This is a genomic window from Streptomyces sp. WZ-12, assembly GCF_028898845.1.
GTDB lineage: Bacteria > Actinomycetota > Actinomycetes > Streptomycetales > Streptomycetaceae > Streptomyces.
The window spans coordinates 5,389,051-5,414,589 of record NZ_CP118574.1; the positions used below are offsets into that span (position 1 = coordinate 5,389,051).

The 25,539-nt window shown below is 73.4% G+C and carries 18 protein-coding genes; 12 read left to right on the plus strand and 6 right to left on the minus strand.

What is annotated here, in order from left to right; all coding sequences use genetic code 11:
* Window positions 1-46: 46 nt before the first annotated feature.
* Window positions 47-604: an SUKH-3 domain-containing protein gene (locus PV796_RS23410; RefSeq protein WP_274915315.1), complete on the minus strand. Its 558-nt coding sequence runs from the start codon at window positions 602-604 to the stop codon at window positions 47-49.
* Window positions 605-612: 8 nt separating this feature from the next.
* A complete protein-coding gene (locus PV796_RS23415) occupies window positions 613-1,146 on the minus strand; it encodes a YwqJ-related putative deaminase (RefSeq protein ID WP_274915316.1) in 534 nt (177 codons plus the stop codon).
* A 489-nt stretch (window positions 1,147-1,635) separates the two neighbouring features.
* Between PV796_RS23415 and PV796_RS23420 the strand changes: the two genes are divergently transcribed.
* The 3 genes from PV796_RS23420 (at window position 1,636) to PV796_RS23430 (ending at window position 7,947) form a co-directional block, all read left to right on the plus strand.
* Complete coding sequence (locus PV796_RS23420; RefSeq protein WP_274915317.1) at window positions 1,636-2,643, plus strand: HNH endonuclease; 1,008 nt, start codon at window positions 1,636-1,638, stop codon at window positions 2,641-2,643.
* 5 nt (window positions 2,644-2,648) lie between these two features.
* Window positions 2,649-5,810, plus strand: a complete 3,162-nt coding sequence (locus tag PV796_RS23425) for an SUKH-4 family immunity protein (RefSeq protein WP_446750620.1) — start codon at window positions 2,649-2,651, stop codon at window positions 5,808-5,810.
* Window positions 5,811-7,026: 1,216 nt separating this feature from the next.
* Complete coding sequence (locus PV796_RS23430) at window positions 7,027-7,947, plus strand: cellulose-binding protein (RefSeq protein ID WP_342456928.1); 921 nt, start codon at window positions 7,027-7,029, stop codon at window positions 7,945-7,947.
* Window positions 7,948-8,272: 325 nt separating this feature from the next.
* On the opposite strand, the gene PV796_RS23435 is transcribed toward PV796_RS23430, so the two are convergent.
* A complete protein-coding gene (locus PV796_RS23435; protein ID WP_446750621.1) occupies window positions 8,273-10,036 on the minus strand; it encodes an MFS transporter in 1,764 nt (587 codons plus the stop codon).
* A 303-nt stretch (window positions 10,037-10,339) separates the two neighbouring features.
* On the opposite strand from PV796_RS23435, the gene mfd reads away from it, so the two are divergent.
* A complete protein-coding gene (gene mfd / locus PV796_RS23440; protein ID WP_274915320.1) occupies window positions 10,340-13,882 on the plus strand; it encodes a transcription-repair coupling factor in 3,543 nt (1,180 codons plus the stop codon).
* Between the two features lie 243 nt (window positions 13,883-14,125).
* On the opposite strand, the gene PV796_RS23445 is transcribed toward mfd, so the two are convergent.
* A complete protein-coding gene (locus PV796_RS23445; protein ID WP_274915321.1) occupies window positions 14,126-15,574 on the minus strand; it encodes a DUF2079 domain-containing protein in 1,449 nt (482 codons plus the stop codon).
* Between the two features lie 129 nt (window positions 15,575-15,703).
* On the opposite strand from PV796_RS23445, the gene PV796_RS23450 reads away from it, so the two are divergent.
* From PV796_RS23450 to PV796_RS23460, 3 genes are all read left to right on the plus strand, one after another.
* Entirely contained in the window at window positions 15,704-16,495 is a 792-nt protein-coding gene (locus PV796_RS23450) for an HNH endonuclease family protein (RefSeq protein ID WP_274915322.1), read from the plus strand.
* Window positions 16,496-16,746: 251 nt separating this feature from the next.
* Window positions 16,747-17,388 carry a SurA N-terminal domain-containing protein gene (locus PV796_RS23455; protein ID WP_274915323.1) on the plus strand — a complete coding sequence of 214 codons (642 nt, stop codon included), beginning with the start codon at window positions 16,747-16,749 and terminating at the stop codon, window positions 17,386-17,388.
* A gap of 111 nt (window positions 17,389-17,499) precedes the next feature.
* A complete protein-coding gene (locus PV796_RS23460) occupies window positions 17,500-18,513 on the plus strand; it encodes a nucleoside triphosphate pyrophosphohydrolase (protein ID WP_274915324.1) in 1,014 nt (337 codons plus the stop codon).
* Window positions 18,514-18,759: 246 nt separating this feature from the next.
* Here the strand turns inward: PV796_RS23460 and PV796_RS23465 are convergent, their stop codons facing one another.
* Window positions 18,760-19,116, minus strand: coding sequence for a hypothetical protein (locus PV796_RS23465; RefSeq protein WP_274915325.1), 357 nt, complete (start codon window positions 19,114-19,116; stop codon window positions 18,760-18,762).
* Window positions 19,117-19,290: 174 nt separating this feature from the next.
* Here PV796_RS23465 and PV796_RS23470 point away from each other — a divergent pair, with 174 nt between their 5' ends.
* Both PV796_RS23470 and PV796_RS23475 read left to right on the plus strand, forming a co-directional pair.
* Complete coding sequence (locus tag PV796_RS23470) at window positions 19,291-20,115, plus strand: helix-turn-helix domain-containing protein (RefSeq protein WP_274915327.1); 825 nt, start codon at window positions 19,291-19,293, stop codon at window positions 20,113-20,115.
* The gene (locus tag PV796_RS23475) at window positions 20,102-20,335 is read left to right on the plus strand and encodes a DUF397 domain-containing protein (RefSeq protein WP_274915328.1); all 234 of its coding nucleotides are present in this window, start codon (window positions 20,102-20,104) and stop codon (window positions 20,333-20,335) included. The genes PV796_RS23470 and PV796_RS23475 overlap by 14 nt, the downstream gene beginning before the upstream one ends.
* On the opposite strand, the gene PV796_RS23480 is transcribed toward PV796_RS23475, so the two are convergent.
* A complete protein-coding gene (locus PV796_RS23480; RefSeq protein WP_274915329.1) occupies window positions 20,301-21,581 on the minus strand; it encodes an MFS transporter in 1,281 nt (426 codons plus the stop codon). The two genes, PV796_RS23475 and PV796_RS23480, sit on opposite strands and share 35 nt — an antisense overlap.
* Before the next feature lie 111 nt (window positions 21,582-21,692).
* On the opposite strand from PV796_RS23480, the gene PV796_RS23485 reads away from it, so the two are divergent.
* The 3 genes from PV796_RS23485 (at window position 21,693) to PV796_RS23495 (ending at window position 25,513) form a co-directional block, all read left to right on the plus strand.
* Window positions 21,693-22,568 (plus strand): LysR family transcriptional regulator, encoded by an 876-nt coding sequence (locus PV796_RS23485; RefSeq protein WP_274915330.1) that lies wholly within the window; start codon window positions 21,693-21,695, stop codon window positions 22,566-22,568.
* Window positions 22,569-22,847: 279 nt separating this feature from the next.
* On the plus strand, window positions 22,848-24,206 hold the full coding sequence (locus PV796_RS23490) for a cytochrome P450 family protein (RefSeq protein ID WP_274919193.1): 1,359 nt from the start codon (window positions 22,848-22,850) through the stop codon (window positions 24,204-24,206).
* 239 nt (window positions 24,207-24,445) lie between these two features.
* Window positions 24,446-25,513, plus strand: a complete 1,068-nt coding sequence (locus PV796_RS23495) for a transglycosylase family protein (protein WP_274915332.1) — start codon at window positions 24,446-24,448, stop codon at window positions 25,511-25,513.
* Window positions 25,514-25,539: the final 26 nt, after the last annotated feature.

Below are 25,539 nucleotides of genomic sequence, written 5' to 3' on the forward strand. Positions count from 1 at the left end.
TTCGCCGGTCAGCCGGTCGTCGGCCCGTTGGTCAACGTGGCGTGCGTCAGGCGTCGTTGGCGACCGTGAGGCGGCTGGGGCGGGTGCCGAGGATGAGGGTGCCGAGGGCCTGGTCGAGGTCGGGGCCGAGGTACCAGTCGCCGGTGTGGTCGAGGCTGTAGACGCGGCCCTCGGTGTCGATGGCGAGGGTGGCCTGCGGGTGGGTGGTGCCGCGGGTGGCCTTGGTGTCGGGGAGTTGTTCCTGGCCGAGCGGGGCGACGTGGGTGGCGAGGGCGCGGCCGAGGTCGCCGAGGGTGCGGGCGAGGTGGAGGCCGAGCAGCGGGTCGATGACGAACGGGGTGGGGGCGATGTGCCGGCCGGGGCCGGGGCCGGTGATGCGCAGGCCGCCGAATTCGGCCCAGGCTTCGACGGCGGCGGGGAAGACGGTGTGGCGGTGGCCGGCGGGGGAGGTGTGGGCGCGGAGGGTGTCGGCCCAGCTTTCGGCCTGGTGTATGTCCCAGCGGCCGGGTTGCCAGCCGGCGTCCTGGAGGGCGATGTCGACGGCGGCGGGGAAGCGGGTGGAGCCGGTGCCGTCGGGGGCGGGGGTGCGGGGGGTGGGCGGCATGGTGGTGGTCAGCTCCCTTGGGGCGTCGTGGCCCCGATGGGCATGACGCCGAAGTGGGCGAGGAGTGCGTCGCAGGAGCGGCAGGGGGGCGCGTAGCCGCCGTGTTGGGGGTCGCCGTCCTCGCGGATGTGTCGTGCGGTGATCTTGGAGTGTTTCAGGGAGCGGCGGGCCTCGCCGTTGGTGAGGGGTTTGCGGGAGGCGCGTTTGCCGCGGTTGCCCTCGACGGCGGTGAGGTGGCGGGAGAGCAGGACGGCTTCGGGGCAGCGGCCGGTGAAGCGGTCGCGCTGGGCGGTGGTGAGGGTGTCCAGGAAGTCCTGGACGAGGGGGTGGAGGGTGGGGGGTTGTTCGGCCTTGCTGGCCGTACAGGTGAGGGTTTGTCCGCGTACCGACAGGGCGGCGCCGATGGTGGGGAGGATGCCGTCGCGGCGGTGGTGGAGGGCGGGGGCGCGGTCGGTGTCGGCGGTGCCGCTCCAGCCGATGCGGGGGTCGCCGCTGGCGCGGGGGTCGCCGGCGGTGGACGTGTGGTGTGCGGTGGTGGTCATGGTGGTGCTTCCCTCCCTGCAATTCCCCCGGTTTGCGGAGGTCAGATTGCCAAATGTGCTGGGCGTTGCGGTAGTCGGGCGCGCTGTCGGGGATGTCACTGGGATGTGACGGTTCGTCGGGTGGCCGGTAACGGTCCTGGTGGGCGGGGTGCGGTGGTGGGTGTGGAGGGTGACGGGCGGGGTGGGTGAGGTGAGGGTGTCACGGGGCTGACGGACGGTGCCGTTGGAATACGAGTTGGGGTGCGGGCCAGGGGTGCAAACGGGAGGCGTCGCGGCGCCAAGGTGCAAAGGGGGGCGCCCGGGGAGCGGGGCGGGCGCGGGCGGGAGGCGTTGCCGGGGGAGCGGGCGGGGTGCCGAAAACGGGAGATGTCATCCCGTATCCGCGGCGCTCCGGTGGCGTCGCGGGGCGGTGGTCGGGTGGCGGGAGGGGGTGTTGCGGCACCGCATAGGCTGTGCCCCAAAGCCAGCTTCAGCCAGGGGGCAACCGCGATGACGACAGGTCGGCAAGGGCCGGGGGCACACCCCGGCCTCCAGGCCCAAGGACGTCCCGTGCCACCGAACTCGGCCTACGCCGGGCAGGTCGTGCATTTCCCGGATCCGGTGCGGGCCGCGCGGTATCCGGCGGGCGTGCGGATGGACGGGAACGGCTTCCCGGACTTCTCGCCGTACGCGCGCGCGGCGGCGGAGATCGCCGAGCCGCCGGAGGGCTTCGGCGTCGACGAGCTGCGGTTGACGGACTTCGTGTCGGCGAACGCGGCGCTGCACGCGCAGGGGCACGAGCTGTGGATAGACGTCCCGTCGGTGGCGACGCCGCACGGTTGGACCTGGCACCACGTGGCGGGGACCCGGCGGATGGAGCTGGTCCCGGTCGAGGTGAAGGCGCTGCTGCGGCACCACGCGGGGCTGGCGACGGCGGCGGTGGCGCACGACAAGCGCGGGACGCGGCCGCTGCAGGAGACCCGGCCGGTGCATTTCGGGCTGCCGCGGCGGGAGTTGGCGGTCGCCGAGGAGCAACTGGCGCAGGCCGAGGAGGCGCTGGGCTACCGACTGCCGGGGGCGTACCGCTCGTTCCTGAAGGCGGCGGGCGGCTGCGCGCCCGTAGGGGCGGCGCTGGACGCGGAGTTGGGACTCCTGGTCGACCAGCCGTTCTTCACGGTGCTGGACGACGCCGCGGTCAACGACCTCGTCTACGTGAACAAGTGCCTGCGCGACCACTTCACCAAGGACTACCTGGGGGTGGCGTTCGCGCAGGGCGGGGTGATCGCGGTGAAGGTGCGCGGCGAGGCGTCGGGCTCGGTGTGGTTCTGTCCCTACGACGACGCCCGGGATCAGGACGGGTGGTCGGTGCAGGAGCGGGTGGAGCGGCTGATGTTGCCCTGTGGTGCGGATTTCGATGACTTCCTCCAGCGACTGGCGGGGAATCCGCCGGAGTTGGAGACGGTGGCGAACCTGATGGTGGACGGCGGTTTCGCGTACGCCGTGCCGGTGGGGGGCTGATCGCGGTGGTGACGTTCGCGCAGGCGCAGGAGCGCGCGGAGCGGTGGGTGAACGGCGAGGTGCCGCCGGCGTTCCACCGTGAGGTGCGGGTGCGGGAGTTCGCGTTGGGCTTCGTGGCCTGGGCGGAGGACCGCGAGGACGGCCCGGTGGGCGAGGGCGGCCGGAGCCGGCTGGTGATCGCGCGGGACAGCGGGGAGACGACGCTGTGGCCGGGGCTGCCGGTGGGCGAGGTGATCCGCCGTTACGAGGAGGAGTACGGCGCGCCGGCGGACGGCGGGTACGTTGCGGCCGAACCGCCGCAACGGATCGACCTGGAGGCCACCTCGTTCCTGCTGACGCCGCCGGAGTGGCTTCAGGAGGCGGCGGATGCGATGGGGATCGGGGGGCGGAAGGGCGGGACTTTCGGGGGTGGTTCCGGGGTCGGGGCTGGTTCCGGTTCCGGTTCCGCGTCCGATTCCGGTGCTGATGCGGCTGGTTCCGATGCGGTTGGTGCTGGTGCTGGTGCTGGCTCTGCCGCTGGGGTTGAGGCGGCGGTTGGGGTTGATGTTGGGGCTGAGGCTGATGTGGAGTCTGGTTCTGGCTATGGGTTCGGCGCTGGTGTCGAATCCGTGCATGCTTCCGGGGGCGACGCTGGGAGGTCCTCTGGAGAGGGGGCCGTTCCCGGGTCCGTCCCCGCGCCGGTCCCCGGGCCCGCTGCGGCGGACGCCTGGGCCGACGTGAGCGTGAACGCCGGGCCGGACGCCGCGCACGCCACGCCCCCGCCCGCTTCTCCCCCTCCCTCGGGGGAGGACGCGCCGTGGGCCGCCGCGGACACCACCGCGGGCGGGGACGGCGAGGGCCTTTCGGTGGCGCCGCCGCAGACCGTGTTCGCGCCGCCGCTCGCCGGTTCCGACGACGAGGACACCCCGTCGACGCCGCGGGTGCGCCCCGACGCCAAGACCGAACTGCTGCAACGCGGCAGCCAGTTGCCGCGTACGAAGATCTCGCCCGGGCTGCCCACGCGGGACGGCGGGGCGGGCGCGGACGCTTCCGGTGGGCTGTCTGCGGCGCCCCCGATGCCGTCCGCGCCGCCGCCGATGCCGCCCGCGCCGCCCGGCGTGCCGCCGGCCCCGCCCGCACCGTCCGTGGCGCCGGCCGACCTGCGCGACCTGCCGCCGCCGACCGGGGCGCCGATCGCCGATGTTCCGCCGCCGCCCGACGCGGTGCCGCCGCCCCCCGGGGTGCCCGGGGTTCCCGGCGCCGAACGGGACGGCGGACGGCCAGAGGGACAGGCGGAAGCGGGCGCGGCTTCCGGGGCGCCGCAGTCGGACGCGCGCCCCGGTGAGGCGCCGGCGTCCGGCCCGACCTCCGCATCCGACGCGGCGTCCCCGGGGCCGGTGGCTGGTGCGCCGGCCGGTGGTTACGTGCCGACGCGGCTTGTGTCCCAACTGGACGCCTCTGACGTGGACTTGAGCGCGGTGGACGGGTCCGGCGGGAGCTCCGCCGGAGGTTCCGGCGAGGGCTCCGGTCAGGGATCTGGCCAGGGTGCTGAGCAAGGTACTGGTGGTGCGGCCGGTTCCGTGGGCGGCGGGGTGCACGCCGCCGCGACGATGCTCGCGGACGGTGCGGCCCTCCAGGCCCCGATGCCCGGCCCGGGCGACGCCACGGGTGGGCCTGGTGGGTCCGGCGTAGCTGGTGGGTCCGGTGGGTCCGGTGGACCTGGTGGTCCCGGGGTGCCTCCTCCTCCGCCTCCTCCTCCGCCTCCTCCCGGGCCGCTCGGTGGGCCGGGGCCCATGGGGGCGTCGGGTCGGTCCGGTGTGCCGGGCCACGCCGGCCCGTCGGGGGGCGGCCAGGGTGGTCCGCCTCCGCCTCCTCCGCCGCCGAACAGCGGCGCGGGGGCCGACGGCGGAGTGCACGCCGCGGCCACCATGCTCGCGTCCGGCGCCGCGCTGTCCGGCGGCCCGGGCGGTCCGCAGGGAGCCGGCCCGGGCGGCCCCGGCATGCCACCGGCCGCCGGCCAGGGCGGCCCAGGAGCGCCGCCCGCCGCCGGCCCCGGCATGCCGCCCGCTCCACCGATGGCGCCGCCCGCGCAGCCCGGCCCGCCGCCGGGCCCGCCCGGTGCGCCGGGCCCCGGGGGACCCGGTGCCGGAGCGCAGGGCGCCGCCCCCGGCGCGTACGGCTATCCGCAGCCGCCCAGTGGCCAACCGACCGTCGGCCCCGGCTACATGGCCGTACTGAGCTACCGCGCGCCGGACGGCAGCGAGCAGAAGATCGTGCGTCGCTCGGCGCCTGGTACGCCGCACCCGGAGTGGCAACTGCTGCACGAGCTGCGGGCGATGAACGTCCCGCCGCAGCAGGTCGTGGAGCTGCACACCGAGTTGGAGTGCTGCGACCTGCCCGGTGGCTACTGCGCCCGTATGGTGCGGGAGTCCTGGCCGCAGGTGCGGATCAGCCACACCGCCGCGTACGGCAAGGACCACGCGTCGCGGCAGCAGGGCGTCCGTCATCTGGTCGAGCACCAGGGCGAGTTGCACCAGGTCGCCGACGGGCCGGCGCGGCCCGCGCCGGTGCGGGTGCCGCTGCCGCACCCGTCGCAGGTGCAGCCGGTTCCTCCGGTGCCGCCGCAGGCGATCGGGCACGAGCTGGAGCAGTCGTTCGGGCCGCAGGGGATCTTCCGCTTCGATCAGCGGGCGGTCTCCCGGCAGGGCGTGCCGGAGGTCGTCGCGCACACGCTGGTGTGGGCCGGACTGCCGGTCGACTTCGGACCGTTCTTCTGGGCGCAGGCGCAGCCGGGGCGTCCGGTGCCGACGCTGGCGGAGCTGGCGGCGGAGCGGCGGGTGCAGGCGGCGCCGGACGCCGGCTCGTACCTGGTCATGGGCAACGACTTCGGCCGTCAACTGTGCGTCCAGTACGGGACCGCGAACATCGTCGCCGTCCCGTTGGAGGCGGGGCCCGGCGGGCAGTCCGTTGCGCCGCAGTTCGTGAACACCGGGCTGCCGGAGTTCGTGCGGTGCCTGGCGATGCTGGGGCGGATGTGGCGCCTGCGGTACGGGCTGACGCCCGAGCAGGCCGGCCGGTGGACGGTGGACTTCCAGGCGCAGCTGGTGGCGTTGGACCCGCCGGCGCTGGGGTCACCGGAGACGTGGTGGTCGGTGCTGCTGGAACAGATGTGGGACGGCCTGCTGTAGCGGTGCGCGGGCCAGCCCGCGTTGTGGTCGCGGTGGTTGGGCCTTCCGCCGGGGCGGGTGGGGCGGTGGTTGCGCGCCGTGGCGGGGGGTGCGGTGTGGTCGCGCCGCGTTGTTGGGTTCCCGTGCGGAGTGGCTGGGGTGGCCTCGTCCGCTCTCCGTTGGTTGGGGGTCGGAGGGGCTGTCCCGGAGCCCTCCCCCAGCCTTCGGCCGGGAGGCGCCCCCACGGTGCGGGCGCCCCTGGCCGGTCAGATGAGGAATACCCGGAGGAATACCCGGAGGAATGTCCGGGCGTTTGCTCCAGATTCTGCGGGCGGGCTTCGGGACATCCCCTCCGACCCGGCGCCGTGGGCGACTTCCCCGCCGTCTCGGCCGGGAGGTCGGCCACGCGGCCGCGCCCCCTGGTGCAGCGTGCTCGACCCCGGCCGGTCCGCCGGCCGACCTGGCACCCGCACCGCTGACCACCCCCAGCCCACCCCATCCCCATCCCCAGCCCTCCCTCACCCCTCACCCACCGATTACAATCCGTAACGGAACGTGGAACTCCCCACGGCCTCGCGTTCGTTGCCGGATAAGAGGAGGCGGCGGCGAGCAAGGCAGCGGACCAGGCCACAGCCAACGCGGGCACAGGCCACAGCCGACAACGCAGGGCACCAGCCACGAACACACCCCTCCCGTCCCGCCGCCACCGCGAGCAATCCAGCGCAGCCGGCAGGGTCCGGCGGAATCGGCGAATCGGCAGAGTGCGGGAGAAGCCGGAGAAGTCGGAGGTGCCGGCGGAGTCGGAATGGTCTGTGGCGGCCCGGGGTGGCGGAAGCGGGTGAAAGCCGGCGGAATGCAGGGGTGCCGTAACCGTGGCGTGGGGGCGGCGTTGTGCCGTCGAGAGCGTCAGGGCGGGTCCCGGGCAACCCCCCTCGCGGGCGAAGATCCAATTCCGGCTTCTGGTGGCAAATGACGCATCCTTGGGGGAGGGAATGGGCGGAGTGTCGTGATGGAGCCGCTTCGGGCCGATCCAGAAAGATGTGCGCGGGGCTGTGCGGAAGTAAACGGGGCCCGCGCGACTGCGTGCGCAGGGAGAGGGGCTTGAGGGATGAGTACTTCGGTTTCGCCACACGGGTTCGAAACCGTGCGAGGGCGCGGCTATCGCCCGGAGGACGTGGATCGGCGCGTCGAGGGACTCTCGATCGACCGTGACTCCTGCTGGGAACGCGCTGCTCGGTTGACGGTCCTGTCGAACGAGATGGAGGCCGAACTCGCCGAACTGCACGCCTACGTGGCGCAGCTTCCGGAGCAGACGTACGAGACGCTGGGCAAGCAGGCCCGGTTGATCTTGACGACGGCGGAGTCCGAGGCGGCGCGGTTGCGGTCGGGGGCGGAGGCGGACGCGGAGCAGGCGCACGACGACGCGGCCGGGTTCGCGCAGGAGTCGCAGACCGCGGCGGACAAGGCGGCGCAGCGGATGCGTGCGGAGGCCGAGGAGGACGCGCGACGCATCGAGAAGGCGGCCGCCGAAGAGGTGGCGCTGCTCGTGGCGGAGGCCATCGAGGAGGCCGAGCGACTGCGGACGCAGGCGGCGGCGGAGCTGACGGAGACCCGGCGGCGCACCGAGCAGTTGCTGAAGGACCAGGAGGTGCGGCACACCGAGGAGTGGGACGCCCTGGAGCGGGAACTGGCGGGCCTGGACACCGAGATGGATCAGCGCGTCGCCGAGTTGGAGGCCCACGGTGAGGCGGTGCGGGCCGAGCGGCGGCGGCTGACGGCGGAGACCGAGGAGGCCGCGCGGCACCGGTCCGAGGACGCCGAGGCGCAGGCGGCGGAGCTGTTGGCGCAGGCCCGGGTCGAGGCCGAGCGGATCGAGCGGGCCGCCGAGCGGGTCGTGCGGGAGCACGACGAGAAGCGCGAGGAGCTCCGGATCCATATGACGCATGTGCGCAACAGCCTGGCGGCGTTGACGGGGAAGGACCCGGCGGACTTCGTCGACCCGGGGGCGGGGGCTCCCGTTGCTTCCGGTTCCGGTTCGGGTTCCGGTTCCGTTTCGGGGGGTGGGGCCGGTGTGCGGGCCGACCACGATCCGGACGACGAGGAGACGTTGGAGACGGAGCTGCCGCGGGTGGACGGGCGCGGTTCGGGGCGGCGGTAGCCGGTACGACGTCGGTCCCGCGGGCGGGTAGCTCCGGGTCCGACATCCGACAACTGAACCGTCTCCGCACCGGATTGGGCCTTCGCCGCACCGGATTGGGCCTTCGCCTCGGATTCGGCATCCGCGACTGCGGCTCCGGGCCGCACGCGGTTTCGGCGGAGGGCGGCGGCCCGTCCGTGGCCCGGGCTACCGGTCGTTGCGCGCCGGCGGCGCTCAGTCGGCCCGCACGCCCGAGGCGTTGCCGGTGGCCTCGCCCGTGGCCTCGCCGGCGCCGTCCTTGGTGCCGCCTGTGCCCCCGCCGTTCTTCTCGCCCCGGCCCTCGCTCCTATCCCTGCCGTCCCTTCCATCCTTTCCGTCCCTGACGTTGACGTGCCGGGTCGCTTCTGTCGTCGTCGCCGTTCCCGGCGTCCTCGCCGCCTTCCGGGGCGGGCGCGCGGCCCCCGTCCGGTGCGGCGGAGGTGGGAGCCGCCCCCGCCCCCGGATGGGCTTCGGTGTGGAGGGGGAAGCGGTGGGGTGCCAGGAGGAGGACGGCGAGGAAGGCGAGGGCGGCGGCCGCGGCGGCGCCGAGGTAGACGTGTTCGACGGAGGTGGCGACGGCGCGGCGGAGGTAGTCGGCGGCGCCGGTGACGAGGGTGCCGGCGTGTTGGAGGGCGTGCGAGACGGCGTCGAGGTCGTGCGGCAGGCCGGCGCGGATGGCCGTGGGGGCGTGGGTGAGGCGGTCGTTGAGGGTGGCGTTGGCGATGGCGCCGAAGAGGGCCGCGCCGAGGGACTGGCCGACCTGGCGGCAGAAGAGGATGGAGGCGGTGGCGGTGCCGCGCTCGGCGTAGCCGACGGAGGACTGGACGCCGATGATCAGCGGGAGTTGGAAGAGTCCGAGGGTGGCGCCGAGGGCGAGCATGAGCAGGGCGGGCTGCCAGGCGGCGCCGGGGTAGGGGAGCAGGGGGAAGGCGGCCAGGACGAGGGCGGCGGCGCCGATGCCGAGGAGGGCGCAGTTGCGGATGCCGATGCGGTTGTAGACGCGGTTGCTGAGGGCGGCGGATATCGGCCAGCTCAGGGTCATGACGGAGAGTACGAAGCCGGCGGCGGTGGGGGCGAGGCCGAGGACGGCCTGCGCGTAGGTGGGGAGGAAGACGGTCGGGGCGACCATCAGCAGGCCGAGGGCGCCGAGGGCGAGGTTGACGGCGGAGATGGTGCGGCGGCGCCAGACCCAGCCGGGGATGATCGGGTCGGCGGCGCGGCGTTCGATCAGGACGGTGGCCGCGGTGGCCGCGGCGCTGCCGGCGAGCAGGAGGAGGGACGGGGCGGAGAGCCAGGGCCAGGCGGTGCCGCCCTGGACGACGGCGGTGAGCAGCAGGCCGCCGGCGGCGAAGATGGCGAGGGCGCCGGGCCAGTCGACGCGGGTGCGTTGCCCGGGGGTGGTGGGGCGGTCGCGTCGGGTGTCGTGGAAGTGACGGACGATCAGCCAGAGGGCGACGGTGCCGACGGGCAGGTTGATGAGGAAGATCCACCGCCAGTCGCCGTAGGTGGTGAGCAGGCCGCCCAGTCCGGGGCCGGCGACGGCGGAGACGGCCCAGACGCTGGAGAGCCTGGACTGGATCTTGGGGCGTTCCTTCATCGGGTAGAGGTCGGCGGCGATGGTCTGGACGGTGCCCTGGAGGGCGCCGCCGCCCAGGCCCTGGAGGACGCGGAAGGCGATCAGCGAGCCCATGTTCCAGGCGCCGGCGCAGGCCAGGGAGCCGATGAGGAACAGGACGATGCCAATGAGCAGGATCGGCTTGCGGCCGTGGGTGTCGGAGAGCTTGCCGTAGACGGGGAGGGTGACGGTGACGGCGAGGAGGTAGCCGGAGAACAGCCAGGAGAAGACGGCGAAGCCGCCGAGGTCGCCGACGATCTGGGGGACGGCGGTCGCGATGATCGTCGAGTCGAGGGCGGTCAGGGCCATGCCGAGCATCAGGGCGGCGACGACGGGGCCGCGGCGGGCGGCGGCGCGGGCGTCGGATGGTCGGTTCCCGGTGTCGCCGTTCCGGTCGGTGCCGTTCCGGTCGGTGTCGTGGCTGTCGCCGTGGCTGTCCTGGGTGGTGCGGTTCACCGGGGCCCCCTCCTGCCGTGCTGCGGTGGGGCCGACCCGTTGCCCGGCCGCGGCTGGCGCGGGTACGTGTGGTCGGCGCGATACGTGTAGTCGGCACGGTTCCGGGGACACCCTTGCACGCGCGGTGGCCGGGCGGAACGGGGTTTCTCGCAGGGTGGGACGGCGGCGGGCGGCCGTTGGGGCGGCCGGTTGTCAGTGGGCAAGCGTAAGGTGGTCAGCCCTGGTCCGATTGCGCCCGTCGGCGCTTATGCGAGGGGTGGCGGACCGGTCGCGTTGTTCGCCTCGCTGGGACGGAAACCTTTCATGAGCCTGAGTGGTCTGCTCGACGCCGTCGTACGGGACCCGGCGCTCGCCGAAGCGGTCAAGGCCGCGGCCGACGGGCACCGCCCGCACGTCGATCTGGTCGGGCCGCCGGCCGCCCGCCCGTTCGCGGTGGCGGCGCTGGCGCGGCAGGGCGGCCGCCCGGTGCTGGCGGTGACGGCCACCGGCCGGGAGGCGGAGGACCTGGCCGCCGCGCTGCGCTCGCTGATGCCGGCCGGCGAGGAGAACTCCGTCGTGGAGTTCCCGTCCTGGGAGACGCTGCCGCACGAGCGCCTCTCGCCGCGCTCGGACACCGTCGGCCGGCGCCTTGCGGTGCTGCGCCGCCTGGCGCACCCGAGCGCCGACGACCCGACGGCCGGCCCGGTCTCGGTCGTGGTCGCGCCGATCCGTTCGGTGCTCCAGCCGCAGGTCAAGGGGTTGGGCGAGCTGGTGCCGGTGAGCCTGCGGACGGGGCAGACGGCCGATCTGGAGGAGATCGTCGACGGCCTGGCGGCGGCCGCCTACGCGCGGGTCGAACTGGTCGAGAAGCGCGGCGAGTTCGCGGTCCGCGGCGGCATCCTGGACGTCTTCCCGCCCACCGAGGAGCACCCGCTGCGGGTGGAGTTCTGGGGCGACGACGTCGAGGAGATCCGGTACTTCAAGGTCGCCGACCAGCGCTCCTTGGAGGTGGCCGAGCACGGGCTGTGGGCGCCGCCGTGCCGGGAGCTGCTGCTGACGGACGAGGTGCGGGAGCGGGCCGCGGCGCTGGCGGAGGACCATCCGGAGCTGGGCGAGCTGCTGGGGAAGATCGCCGAGGGGATCGCCGTCGAGGGCATGGAGTCCCTGGCCCCGGTGCTCGTCGACGACATGGAGCTGGTGTTGGACGTGCTGCCGGCCGGCAGCATGGCGGTGGTCTGCGACCCGGAGCGGGTGCGGACCCGGGCGGCGGACCTGGTGGCGACGAGCCAGGAGTTCCTCCAGGCGTCCTGGGCGGCGAGTGCCGGCGGGGGCGCGGCGCCGATCGACGTGGGCGCGGCGTCGCTGTGGGGCATCGCCGATGTCCGGGAGCACGCCCGGGAGTTGGGCATGCCGTGGTGGTCGGTCTCGCCGTTCGCCGCCGACGAGGAGGTGGAGGGCGACGGGGACACCCTGAAGTTGGGGATGCACGCCCCGGAGACGTACCGCGGGGACACCCAGCGGGCGTTGGCCGACACCAAGCAGTGGCTGGCGGACGGTTGGCGCACGGTGTTCGTCACCGAGGGGCACGGCCCGGCGGCCCGTACGGTCGAGGTGCTGGGCGGGGAGGGCATCGCGGCCCGTCTGGAGGCCGATCTCGGCGCGATCGCGCCGTCGGTGGTGCACGTGGCGTGCGGCTCGATCGACAACGGCTTCGTCGATCCGGGCCTGAAGGTCGCGGTGTTGACGGAGACGGACCTGTCGGGCCAGAAGGCCGCGGGCAAGGACGCCGCCCGGATGCCGGCCCGTCGCCGCAAGCAGATCGATCCGCTGTCCCTCCAGGCCGGCGACTTCATCGTCCACGAGCAGCACGGCGTGGGCCGGTACATCGAGATGGTGCAGCGCACCGTCCAGGGCGCCACCCGCGAGTATCTGCTGGTGGAGTACGCGCCGGCCAAGCGCGGCCAGCCCGGGGACCGGCTCTACATCCCCACCGACCAGTTGGAGCAGGTCACCAAGTACGTGGGCGGTGAGGCGCCGACGCTGCACCGGCTCGGCGGCGCGGACTGGACGAAGACCAAGGCGCGCGCCAAGAAGGCGGTCAAGGAGATCGCCGCCGACCTGATCAAGCTGTACTCGGCGCGGATGGCGGCGCCCGGCCACACCTTCGGCCCGGACACCCCCTGGCAGCGGGAGTTGGAGGACGCGTTCCCGTACGCGGAGACGCCCGATCAGCTCACCACGATCGCCGAGGTCAAGGAGGACATGGAGAAGTCGGTCCCGATGGACCGGCTGATCTGCGGCGACGTCGGCTACGGCAAGACCGAGATCGCGGTCCGCGCGGCCTTCAAGGCGGTCCAGGACGGCAAGCAGGTGGCGGTCCTGGTGCCCACCACCCTTCTCGTCCAGCAGCACTACGGCACCTTCACCGAGCGCTACGGCCAGTTCCCGGTCAACGTCAGGGCGCTGTCCCGGTTCCAGACCGACACCGAGGCGAAGGCGACGCTGGAGGGCCTCAAGGACGGCGCCGTCGACATCGTCATCGGCACCCACCGCCTCTTCTCCTCCGAGACGAAGTTCAAGGACCTCGGCCTGGTCATCGTCGACGAGGAGCAGCGTTTCGGCGTCGAGCACAAGGAGCAGCTCAAGAAGCTGCGCGCCAATGTGGACGTGCTGACGATGTCCGCGACGCCGATCCCCCGCACCCTGGAGATGGCGGTCACCGGCATCCGGGAGATGTCGACGATCACCACGCCCCCCGAGGAGCGGCACCCGGTCCTCACCTTCGTCGGCCCCTACGAGCAGAAGCAGATCGGCGCGGCCATCCGCCGCGAACTGCTCCGCGAGGGCCAGGTCTTCTACATCCACAACCGCGTCGAGTCGATCGACCGCGCCGCGGCCCGGCTGCGCGAGATCGTGCCCGAGGCGCGCGTCCAGACCGCGCACGGTCAGATGGGCGAGTCCCAACTGGAGCAGGTGGTGGTCGACTTCTGGGAGAAGAAGTTCGACGTCCTGGTCTCCACCACGATCGTGGAATCCGGCATCGACATCTCCAACGCCAACACCCTGATCGTCGAGCGCGGCGACAACTTCGGCCTCTCGCAACTGCACCAGTTGCGCGGCCGGGTGGGCCGCGGCCGCGAGCGCGGCTACGCCTACTTCCTCTACCCGCCGGAGAAGCCGCTCACCGAGACCGCGCACGAGCGCCTCGCCACGATCGCCCAGCACACCGAGATGGGCGCCGGCATGTACGTGGCCATGAAGGACCTGGAGATCCGCGGCGCGGGCAACCTCCTGGGCGGCGAGCAGTCCGGCCACATCGCGGGCGTCGGCTTCGACCTGTACGTCCGGATGGTCGGGGAGGCGGTGGCCGACTACCGCGCGTCCCTGGAGGGCGGCGTGGAGGAGGAGCCCCCGCTGGAGGTCAAGATCGAGCTCCCGGTGGACGCGCACGTTCCGCACGACTACGCGCCGGGCGAGCGGCTGCGCCTCCAGGCGTACCGGGCGATCGCCTCGGCCAACTCCGAGGAGGACGTCGCGGCGGTCCGCGAGGAGCTCACCGACCGCTACGGCAAGCTGCCGGAGCCGGTGGAGAACCTCCTCCTGGTCGCCGGTCTGCGGATGCTGGCCCGCTCCTGCGGCGTCACCGACATCACCCTCCAGGGCTCCAACATCCGCTTCGGCCCGGTGGAGTTGCGTGAGTCCCAGGAACTCCGCCTGAAGCGGCTGCATCCCCGTACGGTCCTGAAGCCGGCGACGCGGCACGTGCTGGTGCCGCGGCCCACGACGGGGCGGATCGGGGGGAAGCCGGTGGTGGGGCGTGAGTTGCTGGCGTGGGTCGGGGAGTTCCTCACGACCATTCTGAGCTGACCCGCGCGTTTTGGGCTTGCCCGCGGTGGGGGTTGCTCGCCGTTGGTGGTGGTGGTTGTTGGGCGGGGGCGCCGCGGTCTGTGCGTGGTGGCGGGGGTGGGCCGGAGGCGCCCGCCCGGTGGTGGGTGAGGGTTTCAAGGGCCGTCGTGGTAACCCCGGGACCAGAGGCGTGGGTTGGGGCTGCCCACCCGGCGCCGCCGGCCCCACCCCACAAACACCCCCCAACGCCGAGCCCCGCAGGGGTTACGCGCGGCGGAGGAGAACCACGTCTCCCGCCGCCCCCACCACCACATACGTCGAGCGCGGATGCCTGGCCTCCGCGTCCGTCAGCGCCCGCTCCGCCTCCTGGGCGTCATGCGCCTGCACGGCGACGTAAGCGGGCGTCAACGCACCCGTATTGCCGGCCCAGTAGACGTGCGTCCGCCCCGTGAGGTGGCTCAGTGGGCGGACGTCGGACTCGACCGTCGCCCCGTCGGGAATCCGGTCGAGCAGCCGCTCGGCCGCGACCGCCGGCGGCGGTGTGCGGTACGTCGCGGCCTCGCCCAACCGCGCCAACGGCAGCGTCGTGGTGAGCGCGAGGGCCGCGGCGAGGACGGCGGCGGGCAGGTGGTGGGCGTAGGAGCGTAGCCAGGGGCGCGCGGAGGCGTGGGCGCGCGGGAGGGCGTCGACCAGGGCGAGGAAGACGACCGGCATCAGGACGGCGCTGTAGTGCCAGTCGGTGCCCCAGTAGTGCGGTTCGTGGGAGAGGAAGCGCCAGCCGAGGGTGGGCGCGGCGACGAGGAGGAGGGGGGAGCGCAGGGCGAGCAGGCCGGTGGTGGGGAGCAGTACCCACAGCAGGGTGCGGAGCGCGACGCCGAGGGGGATGGCGGCCCCGCCGTGGTCGCCGAGCTTGGTCCAGTAATCGTATGAACCCGAGCCGTTGAAGGCGGGTATGAGCAGGGTGAGGGTGACGGCGGTGGCCGTCAGGCCGAACGCGACGAGGGCGAGCGGGAGGGGGGCGGGGCGGCGGGCGCGGAGCAGGGCGAGCGCCCCGATGGCGGCGGCCGTGACGCCGAGGTCCTCCTTGACCAGCACGAGGGGGGCGGCCCAGTAGACGGCGGTGTTCCAGCGGCCGCGCAGTGCCGCGTCCAGGGCAAAGGCGATCAGCGGTACCGCGAAGGCTATTTCGTGGAAGTCGAAGTCAACCGCCTTCTGGGCGCCCCAGGACAGGCCGTAGGCGAGGCCGAGGGCGAGCCCGCGCAGGCGGCCCAGGTGGCGGGCGGCGGCGCGGGTGACGGGTATCGCGGAGAGCGCGAACAGCGCGGCCTGCGCGGTGAGCAGGGTCAGGGGGGAGGGGAGGAGCCGGTAGAAGGGGGCGAGCAGGATCAGGATGGGGCTGAAGTGGTCGCCGAGGATGTTGGTGCCGGGGCCCTTGAGGTCGACGAGGGGGGCCCGGAGGTGGGCGTAGCCGCGGACGGCCTGTTCGAAGATGCCCAGGTCCCAGGAGACGGTGGAGAAGGTGCGGTAGCGCCAGAAGGACAGCGCGGCGTAGGCGAGGAAGAAGAAGCCGGCGATCCAGTACGGGTCCAGGCGCGGGGCGCGGAGCGCGGCGTGCCGGGGCGGGGGTTGGGGGGCGGTCGGCCGGTGCGGTGCGGCGGGGTGCGGGGTGGGCCCGGCGCGGCCGTCCGCCGCCGTCGCTGCGGCCGTGTCCATGAGCGGCGTCCTCACTCTCGATTTTCCGAAAAGATATACGACCGGGATGCGGGCCGGTCCGGCGTCCGTCGGCCGAGCCCCGCCCCTGTTCACCTGTCCCGCAACCCTGTTGCCACGCTCATGGATTGGATGTCCGACGTGAAGTCGATCGCCCGCCGTTCCGCCGCCCACTCCCGTACTCCCCGCGCCTTCGCCGTTGCCACTCTGGCCGCGTTGTTGACGGTCACCGGCTGCTCCGGGCACGGTGGCGGCTCCTCAGATGCCGGGAACGGTGCGTCGGTTCCCGGGGACGCCGGCGGGAAGCAGGGGGAGCCGGGCAGCGCGCTGCGCGCGTTGGACTCACTGGCCGTCAAGCGGGTGGGGACGAAGTCCGGTTACGCCCGGAACCGCTTCGGGACGGCCTGGGCGGACACCGACGGCAACGGCTGCGGCACCCGCGACGACATACTCAAGCGGGATCTGCGGGGCACCAAGTTCCGGGACGCGAAACAGTGCGTGGTGGTGTCCGGCTCGCTCCCCAAGGACCCGTACACCGGGAAGGCGTTGCAGTACGAGCGGGGGCGCAGCACGATCGACATCGACCACGTGGTGGCGCTGTCGGACGCCTGGCAGACGGGCGCGCGGAGTTGGGACGGCCGCAAGCGGGTGGCACTGGCCAACGATCCGCTGAACCTGATCGCGGTGGAGGCGTCGGCCAACCGCCGCAAGAGCGACGGGGACGCGGCGGACTGGCTGCCGCCGTACGCCGGTTACCGCTGTACCTACGTCGCGCGGCAGGTGGCGGTGAAGAAGAAGTACGAGCTGTGGGTGACCCGCGAGGAGAAGGCCGCGATGGCGAAGGTCCTCAACTCCTGCCCGCGGCAGGGGCTGCCGGGTGGCGGGAACCCGACGCAGGCGCCGGAGCGCTTCACGGCGAAGTAGCGCCGCACGGGCGCGAGAGGCCCCGGGCCCGGACCGCGGTGGCGCGGATCCGGGCCCGGGGCAGCTGTGGCAGGTACCGGGGCGAGCCGACGGCCCGAAGGAACCACCCCCAAGCAACCGACCTCCTCGCGGCTCGTTGGCCGAAGCAGTGGCCCGCGCCACGCCGACTCCCTAGCATCGATCACTCAAGGTCGTAACTAGGTCGGTCGTTGTCAGTTCCGTTGCACGATCTGCATCCGCCGGGAGGCCATGTGTTCCGCCGTAGGACAGCGCTCTCCGTTTCCGCCGCCGCCGCTCTGCTGGCCGCGACCCCGTTGCTCACCGCCTGCGGCTCCGAGGCCCACCCGGGCGCCGCCGCCATCGTGGACGGCAAGCGGATCACCGTCGCCCAGCTCCAGACCCGGGTGAAGGACGTCCGCGCCGCCCAGGCCGCGTCCCCCGAGGGCAACCAACTGATCGCCAACACCGGCCGACTCGGCCTCTCCACCCTCAACGGCATGATCTTCGACGAGGTGCTGGCCCGCAGCGCCGCCGACGCCGGGGTCACGGTCACCCGCGCCGACGTCCAAAAGGGCCGCGCGGCGGCCGAGGAACAGGCCGGTGGCCCGGCCCGGTTGAAGCAGATGTGGCTCCAACAGGGCATCGCCCCCGACCGCATCGACGCGGTGGTCCGCAACCAACTCCTCCTCGACGGCCTCGCCAAGCACCTGCACGTGGACCGCGCCACGCCCACCGGCCAACGCACCCTCGTTCAGGCCCTGGCGAAGACCTCCCGCTCCCTGGGCGTCGACGTCAACCCGCGCTACGGCACGTGGGACGACCAGCAGGTGATCCTCGGCCAGACCAAGGAACCGTGGATCGTCCCGTCGACGCCGCGGCAGCAGCAGGCGTAGGGCCGGGGTAGGGCGGCGGCCGTTCCGTTCCCCTCGGGGGCGCGGGGCGGCCGCCGCCCTCGCGTCCAGGCGCCCGGGGCACTGTCGGTCCCGTGCGTTACGTTCGTTGGTGTGAACGCTGACGCCGCAGACGCCACCCCCGCCGCCGTGCCCCACCCCGAGGCCCCGGGCACCGGCCGCCTGGTCCTGCTCACGACCAGCCACCGGGTCGCCCCCGGCCTGCTGTCCTGGCCCGCCTGGCAGGCCCTGCGCACCGCCGACCGCGTCCTGTGCGCCACCGCGGACCACCCACAGCTGCCCTACCTCCGCGAGGCCGGCATCGCGGTGGAGACCGCCGCCCCCACCGCCCGCGAGCTGGTGGACTACTGCGTCCCGGCCGCCCGCACCGCCGTCGTCCTCACCTCCGCCGACGGCGAGAGCGCCCTCACCGACGGCCTGGCCCGCCTGGCCGGCTCCGGCCGCGAGACCATGCCCGACCTGGAGCTGCTGCCCGGCTCCTACGACCTCCCCGGCGCCCGCCTGCTCGACCTCGTCCAGGTCATGGACCAGATCCGCACCGCGTGCCCCTGGAGCAGCATCCGCACCCACCGCGACCTCGCCAAGTACGGCATCGAGGAGGCGTACGAGCTGGTCGAGGCCATCGAGGAGGGCGACCGCGAGGCGCTCCGCGAGGAGCTCGGCGACGTGCTCCTCCAGGTCGTCTTCCACGCCCGGATCGCCCAGGACGACCCCGACGAGCCGTTCTCCGTCGACGACGTGGCCGGCACGATCGTCGAGAAGCTGCTCCACCGCCACCCCCACGTCTTCGGCGCCGAGACCGCCGAGACCCCCGAGGACGTCAAGGCCCACTGGCTCCGCACCAAGGCCGAGGAGAAGCAGCGCGCCTCCATCACCGAGGGCGTCCCCCTCGCCCAGCCCGGCCTCGCCCTCACCGCCAAACTGGCCTCCCGCGCCCGCACGGCGGGCCTGGAGGTGCCCCTGCCCACCGGCCCGGGCATCGGCTACGAACTCCTGGCGCTGGCCGTCCGCGCCGAATCCGAGGGCATCGACCCGGAGGCGTCCCTCCGCGCGGCCGCCCGCACCTACCGCGACGCGGTGCTGGCAGCGGAGCGGAGCGCGGGGTAGTTCCGTCGGGGACGGACCCGGGGCCGGGTAAGCCCCGCTGGAAAGCTGGCCGTTGGGAGGCGCCCCGGCCCGGCACGCGGATCAGTGCAGCGTCCACGCCCGCAGATCGGCGTCGGACGGCCCGGCGCACCGAGGCCGTGCTCTGGCTCCGGCGCGCGGTGGACCGGGGCGACGAGCGCGCGGCCCAGACGCTGGAGGCTGCGAACAGGGCGGCGCCTACGGCGCGTTCCGCCTGAGCCGACGGGCTCAGGCGGGACGCGTTGCGTCCCTCGCCGGGTCTTCCCGGTCAGGGGAGTCGTACGGAGGTGCGGGCAGGCGGGCGCCTCGACTCACGGCCACCCGGCGGACGTTGGCGAGCGACGTGGCCAAGTCGGCCGCGAGCAGGTGGATTTCGCCGGGCGTCCAGGTCCGTTCGCGAAGGACGTGGCCGGCCTCCTCGATGAGCTCGGCCGCCGAGGCGAGCTGTTCCGCCTCGATCCGGTCGGCCATACGGGAGACGTATCCGGTCCCGTCGCCCGTGAGGAGATAGCAGGGCTTCCCTTCCGGGCTGGACCAGGGCAGAAGCCGCCCAGCGTCCAGGAGTCCTCGATTAGGCTCGGTCATGCCGTCGACCTCCGTGGGGTTGGTGGCCACGCCCTCGGGCCGGTGCACGCCGGTCGCGAGGGTCCGCGCTTCTTCACGCTGTGTGGCCGTTCCCTCACAGATTCGGCCTCTTCTGGCTACGCTGCCAGTACGTCGAGCCCGACAACGCAGTTGTCAAGGAGGGGAGTTCAGCCCGTGAAGGGAAAACGCCAGCCACGCACGGCCAGGGAGAAGTACGGGGAGGAGTTGAGGATCCGTCGCATCGCTGCTGGCCTGACGCAGGAAGAACTGAGTGAGCTCGTGGTGTGTTCGCCCACGCTGATCAGCCACTTCGAGGCGGGCAGGCGGCTCCCGAAGCCGGATGACGCGCGGCGGATCGACCAGGCGTTGAAGACGGATGGCTTCTTCCTCCGGTGGTTGGAGGACCTGGAGTCGAAGTACGCCGACCACTTCGCGGCAGCAGCGGAATTGGAGACGCAAGCCGCGCTGGTCCAGCAGTTTGCGCTGTCCCTGGTGCCCGGCGTGCTTCAAACCGAGGGCTATGCGCGGGCGGTGTTCGCTGCATACCGCCCCAACCACACACCCGAGGAACTTGACGACGAGGTTGTCATCCGAACGCGGCGTGCCCGGGTCCTCGACGGGCCGTTGAAGCCGGTGATTTGGACGCTGCTCGACGAGTCCGTGTTGCGGCGTCACGTCGGCGGCCCCCAGGTCATGGCCGAGCAATTGCACAAGATCGGTGGCCTGGCTGAGGCGGGGCGGCTGAGGCTGCACGTGCTTCCGTACGGCGCCGGGGCGCACGCGCTCATGGAGAGCGACCTCACGCTCATGAGCTTCGCGGAGTCCGCCCCTGTGGCCTACGTCGAAGGCTTTCTCACCGGCAACTTGATGGATGATCCGGCGCTGGTGGCCGCGAGCCAGACCGCTTACGCTCTAGCTCTGAGCGACGCGCTGTCGCAGCAGGAGTCACTGGCCCTTGTCAAGGCCGTAGCGAAGGAACACGCAGATGGTCAGCAGTGAGCACACCGTCTCCGACTCGTCCATGCTCACTGGCTGGTACAAGTCCAGCTACAGCGGCGGCGGTCAAGGCAACTGCCTGGAGGTCGCCCGCGGCCACGCCCACATCCCCGTGCGCGACAGCAAGCGGCCCTCCGGGCCTGCGCTGATATTCCCCTCCGTGAGCTGGTCGGCGTTCGTATCCGCCGTCAGGGGCGGGGAGTTCGGGGAGCCGACCGCCTGAGGCGATCCAGCGCCCACACCACCACCGCCCCCGCCGCGAGCACCGCTCCCAGGGCGCACACCCCGCCCCAGCCGCCGGCGACCCAGACCACCGACGTCAGGGCGGAGCCCGCCGCGCCGCCGGCGAAGTAGCTGGTCATGTAGGCGGAGTTGAGGCGGTTGCGGGCTTCGGGGCGGACGGCGTAGATGAGGTTCTGGTTGCTGACGTGGACGGCCTGGACGGCGAGGTCCAGGGCGATGACGCCGATCAGCAGGGCCGCCAGCGACCAGGTGCCGCCCGTGCCGCCGGCGGCCAACAGGGCCCAGGAGGCGAGGAGCAGGACCGTACCCGTGCCGGTGACGCGGTGGGCCAGGCCGCGGTCCGCCAGCCGGCCGGCCATCGAGGCGGCCAGGGAGCCGGCCGCGCCGACCAGGCCCAGCAGCCCGATCGTCGACTCCTGCCAGCCGTAGGCGGGGCCGGAGAGCAGGAAGGCCACCGCGGTCCACAGGACGCTGAAGCCGGCGAAGGTGAGGGCGCCGAGCGCGGCGCGCCAGCGCAGCACCGGCTCGTGGGAGAACAGGGCCAGGGTGGAGCGGAGCAGGGCGGGGTAGCTCAGACCGGCCGTCGTGCGCAGGGTCGGCAGGCGGAGGCGGAGGAGGAGCGCCATCAGCAGCATCAGGGCCGCGTCGACCCAGTAGACCGTGCGCCAGCCGCCGAGTTCGGCGAGCAAGCCGGCCGCCGTGCGGGCCAGCAGGATGCCCAGTAGCAGACCGGTCATGACGGTGCCGACGGTCCGGCCGCGCTCGGCGGGCGCCGACAGGGTCGCCGCGAACGGCACGACGACCTGGGCGGCGACGGAGGCGAGGCCGGTCAGGGCGGTGCCGATCAGCAGCAGCGCCCCGTTCGGGGCGCTCGCCGTCACGGTCAGGAAGACGGCGGTCAGGGCGCAGAGGACGACCGCGAGCCGGCGGCGTTCGAGGAGGTCGCCGAGGGGCACCAGGAGCAGCAGGCCGAGGCCGTAGCCGGTCTGGGCGACGGTGACGACGAGGGCGGCGGTGCCGGCGGAGAGGTGGAGGTCGCGGCCTATGACGTCGAGGAGCGGCTGGGCGAAGTAGTTGCCGGCGACCGAGAGGCCGGTGGCGACGGACATCAGGAGGAGGGTGCCGCGCCCCAGGCGGGAGGCGGGTGCTTCCGAGGCGGTGGGGCCGGCGTCGCCTCCGGGGTTCTCACCCGGTCCGGTCCCTGCTCGCGCTGCTGCGGTTCTCATGGGGCCAAGCGTCCGGCCCGGGGCATCGATCGGTCCAACGCATTGTTTTCATTGCATCGATCGCGATGGGTGATGGATCGAGGAGGGCTGGGCGCGCTTACGATCGCGCGCATGGAGCTCCAGCAGATGCGGTACGTCGTCGCGGTCGCCGAGACCGGTGGGTTCACCCGGGCCGCGGAGCGCTGCCATGTGGTGCAGTCCGCGCTCAGCCATCAGATCGCCCGGCTGGAGAAGGAGTTGGGGGCGCGGCTCTTTGACCGGACCAGTCGGAGCGTGCGGCTGACCGCCGCGGGGGAAGCCTTCGTTCCGGTCGCCCGGCAGGCGCTCCAGGCGGCCGAGCGGGCGCGCGCGGAGGTGGAAGCGGTGAGCGGCGCGGTGCGCGGGCGGCTGGCGGTGGGGGCGATCTCGACCGTCAGCGCCGTCGATCTCGCCCGGGAGTTGGGGGAGTTCCGCACCCGGTACCCGGAGGTGCGGATCAGCCTCCGGATGGAGATGAGCGATCCGCTGCTGGACGCGGTGCGCGAGGGCGCCTTGGACGTGGCGTTCGTGGGGCTGACGCCCGGGGCGCGGACGGTCGGCGTGCGGGAGAAGGTGCTGGCGCGCGGGGAGTTGGTCGCGGTGGTGCCGCCGGAGCATCCGTTGGCCGGACGGGAGTGGACGACGCTGGCGCGGGTGGCCCGGGAGACGTTCGTGGACTGGACGGCGGGGTCGGCAGCCCGTCGCCAGCGGGACGAGGCGTTCCGGGCGGCGGGGTTGACGGCGGAGGTGCCGTTCGAGGTGACGACGGTGGAGTTCATGGCGGAGCTGGTGCGGGCCGGGCTGGGGATCGGGATGGTGCCGGAGGCGTTCGCCCGCCGGCTCGGCGGGCTGCGGACGGTCCGGGTGCGGCCGGCGCCGGAGCGGACCGAGCGGGTGGTGTGGAGCGGGCTGGGGACGTCGCCGGCCGCGGCGGCGTTCCTGGCGGGGCTGGGGGTGGAGACGGGGTAGGGGAGGTCGGACCCGTATAGCCGGGCCCATATAGAGGGGAAGGGGACGGGCGGGCTCTGCCTGGTGGGACGGGGTGGGGTGCCGCGGGCGCGTGGGGTGGGTGCGGCACCGGTTACGGTCGAGGTGTGCACCACGAGCCCGACGCCTGCCCGGAGAGCGGAACCGACGCCCGCACGGAGACCGGGTCCGAGAAACGCCCGGGGACCGGCCCCGCTGCCGGCCCGGAGACCGGTTGCCCGTCCATCGGATCGACCGGAACGGCCGGATCTACCGGATCGACTGAATCAGCCGGATCCACCGGAACGCCCGCCCCCACCGGCTGCCCCGCGACCCGCGGCCGCCCCCGCCGCCACCCCCACCCCCGGCCCGACCCCCGCGCTCTTCTCCTGGCAGTTCGCCGCGGACCCGTACCCGGCGTACGCCTGGCTGCGCGAGCATGCGCCGGTGCACCGGACCCGGTTGCCCAGCGGCGTCGAGGCGTGGTTGGTCACCCGTTACCCGGACGCCCGGCAGGCGCTCGCCGACGCCCGGCTGTCGAAGAACCCGGTGCACCACTCCGAGTCCGCGCACGGAAAGGGCAAGACGGGCATTCCGGGCGAGCGCGGTGCCAACCTCATGACGCACCTGCTCAACATCGACCCCCCGGACCACACCCGGCTGCGCCGCCTGGTCTCCAAGGCGTTCACCCCGCGCCGGGTCGCCGCGTTCGCGCCGCGCATACAGGAGCTGACCGACCAACTGATCGACGGTTTCGCGCAGCGCGGGAGCGCCGACCTCATCCACGAGTTCGCCTTCCCGCTGCCGATCTACGCGATCTGCGACCTGCTCGGCGTCCCGCCCGAGGACCAGGACGACTTCCGCGACTGGGCGGGCATGATGATCCGGCACGGCGGGGGCCCGCGCGGCGGCGTCGCCCGTTCCGTGAAGAAGATGCGGGCGTATCTGGCCGAGTTGATCCACCGCAAGCGGGCCGACCTCGGCGACGACCTGATCTCCGGCCTGATCCGGGCCTCCGACCACGGCGAGCACCTCACCGAGAACGAGGCCGCCGCGATGTGCTTCGTGCTGCTCTTCGCCGGCTTCGAGACCACGGTCAACCTCATCGGCAACGGCACCTACGCGCTGCTCCGCCACCCCGCCCAGCGGGAGCTGCTCCAGAAGTCGATCGCGGCCGGCGATGCCGAGCTGCTCGCCACCGCCGTCGAGGAACTGCTGCGCTACGACGGGCCGGTGGAGCTGGCGACCTGGCGGTACGCGACCCGGGAGTTGACGCTGGGCGGGCAGCGGATCGCCGAGGGGGACCCGGTGCTGGTGGTGCTGGCCGCCGCCGACCGCGACCCGGCCCGCTTCGACGAGCCGGACGTGCTCGACCTCGCGCGGCGTGACAACCCCCACCTCGGCTACGGGCACGGCATCCACTACTGCCTCGGCGCGCCGCTCGCCCGGCTCGAAGGGCAGACCGCCCTCGCCACCCTACTGACCCGCCTGCCGGACCTCCGACTTGCGGCGGAACCGGACGATTTGCGGTGGCGCGGCGGGCTCATCATGCGCGGACTGCGCACCCTGCCGGTGGAGTTCACACCGGAGAGCGCGACGGAGACGCCGTCGGAACCGTCCCGACCAGGCACAGTCGCATAGTTGACGATCCGTCAGTCATGTGACCATTACGTGATCTCCGCTACACCGGCTTGTGACTGCCCGTAACCCCGGCTACCTTTCCTCCGGCGATCGAGGTTGGTCGCGGGCCGCCGTCACGGCGCCCCCGCCCGGCCGCGATCCGACAACTCAACCGCCGCGCGAAAGGCAACCGCATGCGTTCCGGGAACGGCCGGCATCGTCGCCCCCGACAAGCACCGGCCATCTTTGTCACGGCAGGAGTGACCGGCGCGGGGCTGGCCCTGCCACTGCTCAGCGCCAGTGGGGCGCAGGCCGCCGACGCGGCGACCTGGGACCGCGTCGCGCAGTGTGAGAGCGGCGGAATGTGGAGCTCCGCCACCGGCAACGGCTTCTACGGCGGCCTCCAGCTCACCCAGGAGATGTGGGACCACTACGGCGGCTCCGCGTACGCCTCCCGCCCCGACCTCGCCAGCCGCGCCCAGCAGATAGCCGTGGCCCAGGCGATCCTCGACGACCGCGGCCCGGACGCCTTCCCGAGCTGCGCGGTGGACGCCGGGCTGACGAAGGGCGGCCGTAAGCCGGGCGTCGACCCGGGCAGCACCAGCCGACCCACCCCGCGCCCCACGCACGCCCCCTCGGCCGACGACCCGGCCACCGGCGACCCGTCCGGCACGACGGGGGAGTCGGGCCACGCGGGCCCGGGCACCACGACGCCCACCCCGTCCGGCAGCGACGCCGCCCCCGGGTCGGACTCCGACTCCGGTACCCCGGGCGCCCCTTCGGCGAGCCAGGACCCCACGGGCGCAACGGGCACCGCTAACCCCACAAGCCCCACGGACCCCGCGTCGCCGTCCGGATCGCCGTCCGGATCGCCCTCCGGCTCTCCGTCGGCCACTCCGTCCCCCTCGTCGTCCGAGAAGCCGACCGGGGAGCCGACCGGGGAGCCGTCGGGGGTCCCGTCCCCCTCCTCGCCTCCGTCCACGGCGCCGGACGACCCGGCCGGCCCGTCCGGCTCCGTCGATCCCGGTACGCCGCCCGCCGCCGGCAAGCACCGCGGTGTGCCGGGCGACGGTGCGGGCTCCGGTGACGAGCGGGACGGCGGCAGCGGTCGGCACGCCTCGCGCGGCGGGGCGGCGCACCGCACGCCCCCGGCGGGTGTCGGCGACTACCGCGTACGCCCGGGTGACAACCTGTCAGCCATCGCCGAGCGCCATGACCTGCCGGGCGGCTGGCCCGCGCTCTACGACCGCAACCGCGGCGTCATCGGCTCCGACGCGGACCTCATCCTTCCTGGTCAACTGCTCGATCTCGGGCGGGCGCAGGGGTAGTTACCGCCGGTTCGGGGCGGTTTCGT

Excerpts from the sequence above, each read along its gene's own strand:
- PV796_RS23410 (WP_274915315.1), bottom strand. The coding sequence starts at position 604 with ATGCCGCCCACCCCCCGCACCCCCGCCCCCGACGGCACCGGCTCCACC.
- PV796_RS23415 (WP_274915316.1), bottom strand. The coding sequence starts at position 1,146 with ATGACCACCACCGCACACCACACGTCCACCGCCGGCGACCCCCGCGCC.
- PV796_RS23420 (WP_274915317.1), top strand. The coding sequence starts at position 1,636 with ATGACGACAGGTCGGCAAGGGCCGGGGGCACACCCCGGCCTCCAGGCC.
- mfd (WP_274915320.1), top strand. The coding sequence starts at position 10,340 with ATGAGCCTGAGTGGTCTGCTCGACGCCGTCGTACGGGACCCGGCGCTC.
- PV796_RS23445 (WP_274915321.1), bottom strand. The coding sequence starts at position 15,574 with ATGGACACGGCCGCAGCGACGGCGGCGGACGGCCGCGCCGGGCCCACC.
- PV796_RS23450 (WP_274915322.1), top strand. The coding sequence starts at position 15,704 with ATGTCCGACGTGAAGTCGATCGCCCGCCGTTCCGCCGCCCACTCCCGT.
- PV796_RS23465 (WP_274915325.1), bottom strand. The coding sequence starts at position 19,116 with ATGACCGAGCCTAATCGAGGACTCCTGGACGCTGGGCGGCTTCTGCCC.
- PV796_RS23475 (WP_274915328.1), top strand. The coding sequence starts at position 20,102 with ATGGTCAGCAGTGAGCACACCGTCTCCGACTCGTCCATGCTCACTGGC.
- PV796_RS23480 (WP_274915329.1), bottom strand. The coding sequence starts at position 21,581 with ATGAGAACCGCAGCAGCGCGAGCAGGGACCGGACCGGGTGAGAACCCC.
- PV796_RS23485 (WP_274915330.1), top strand. The coding sequence starts at position 21,693 with ATGGAGCTCCAGCAGATGCGGTACGTCGTCGCGGTCGCCGAGACCGGT.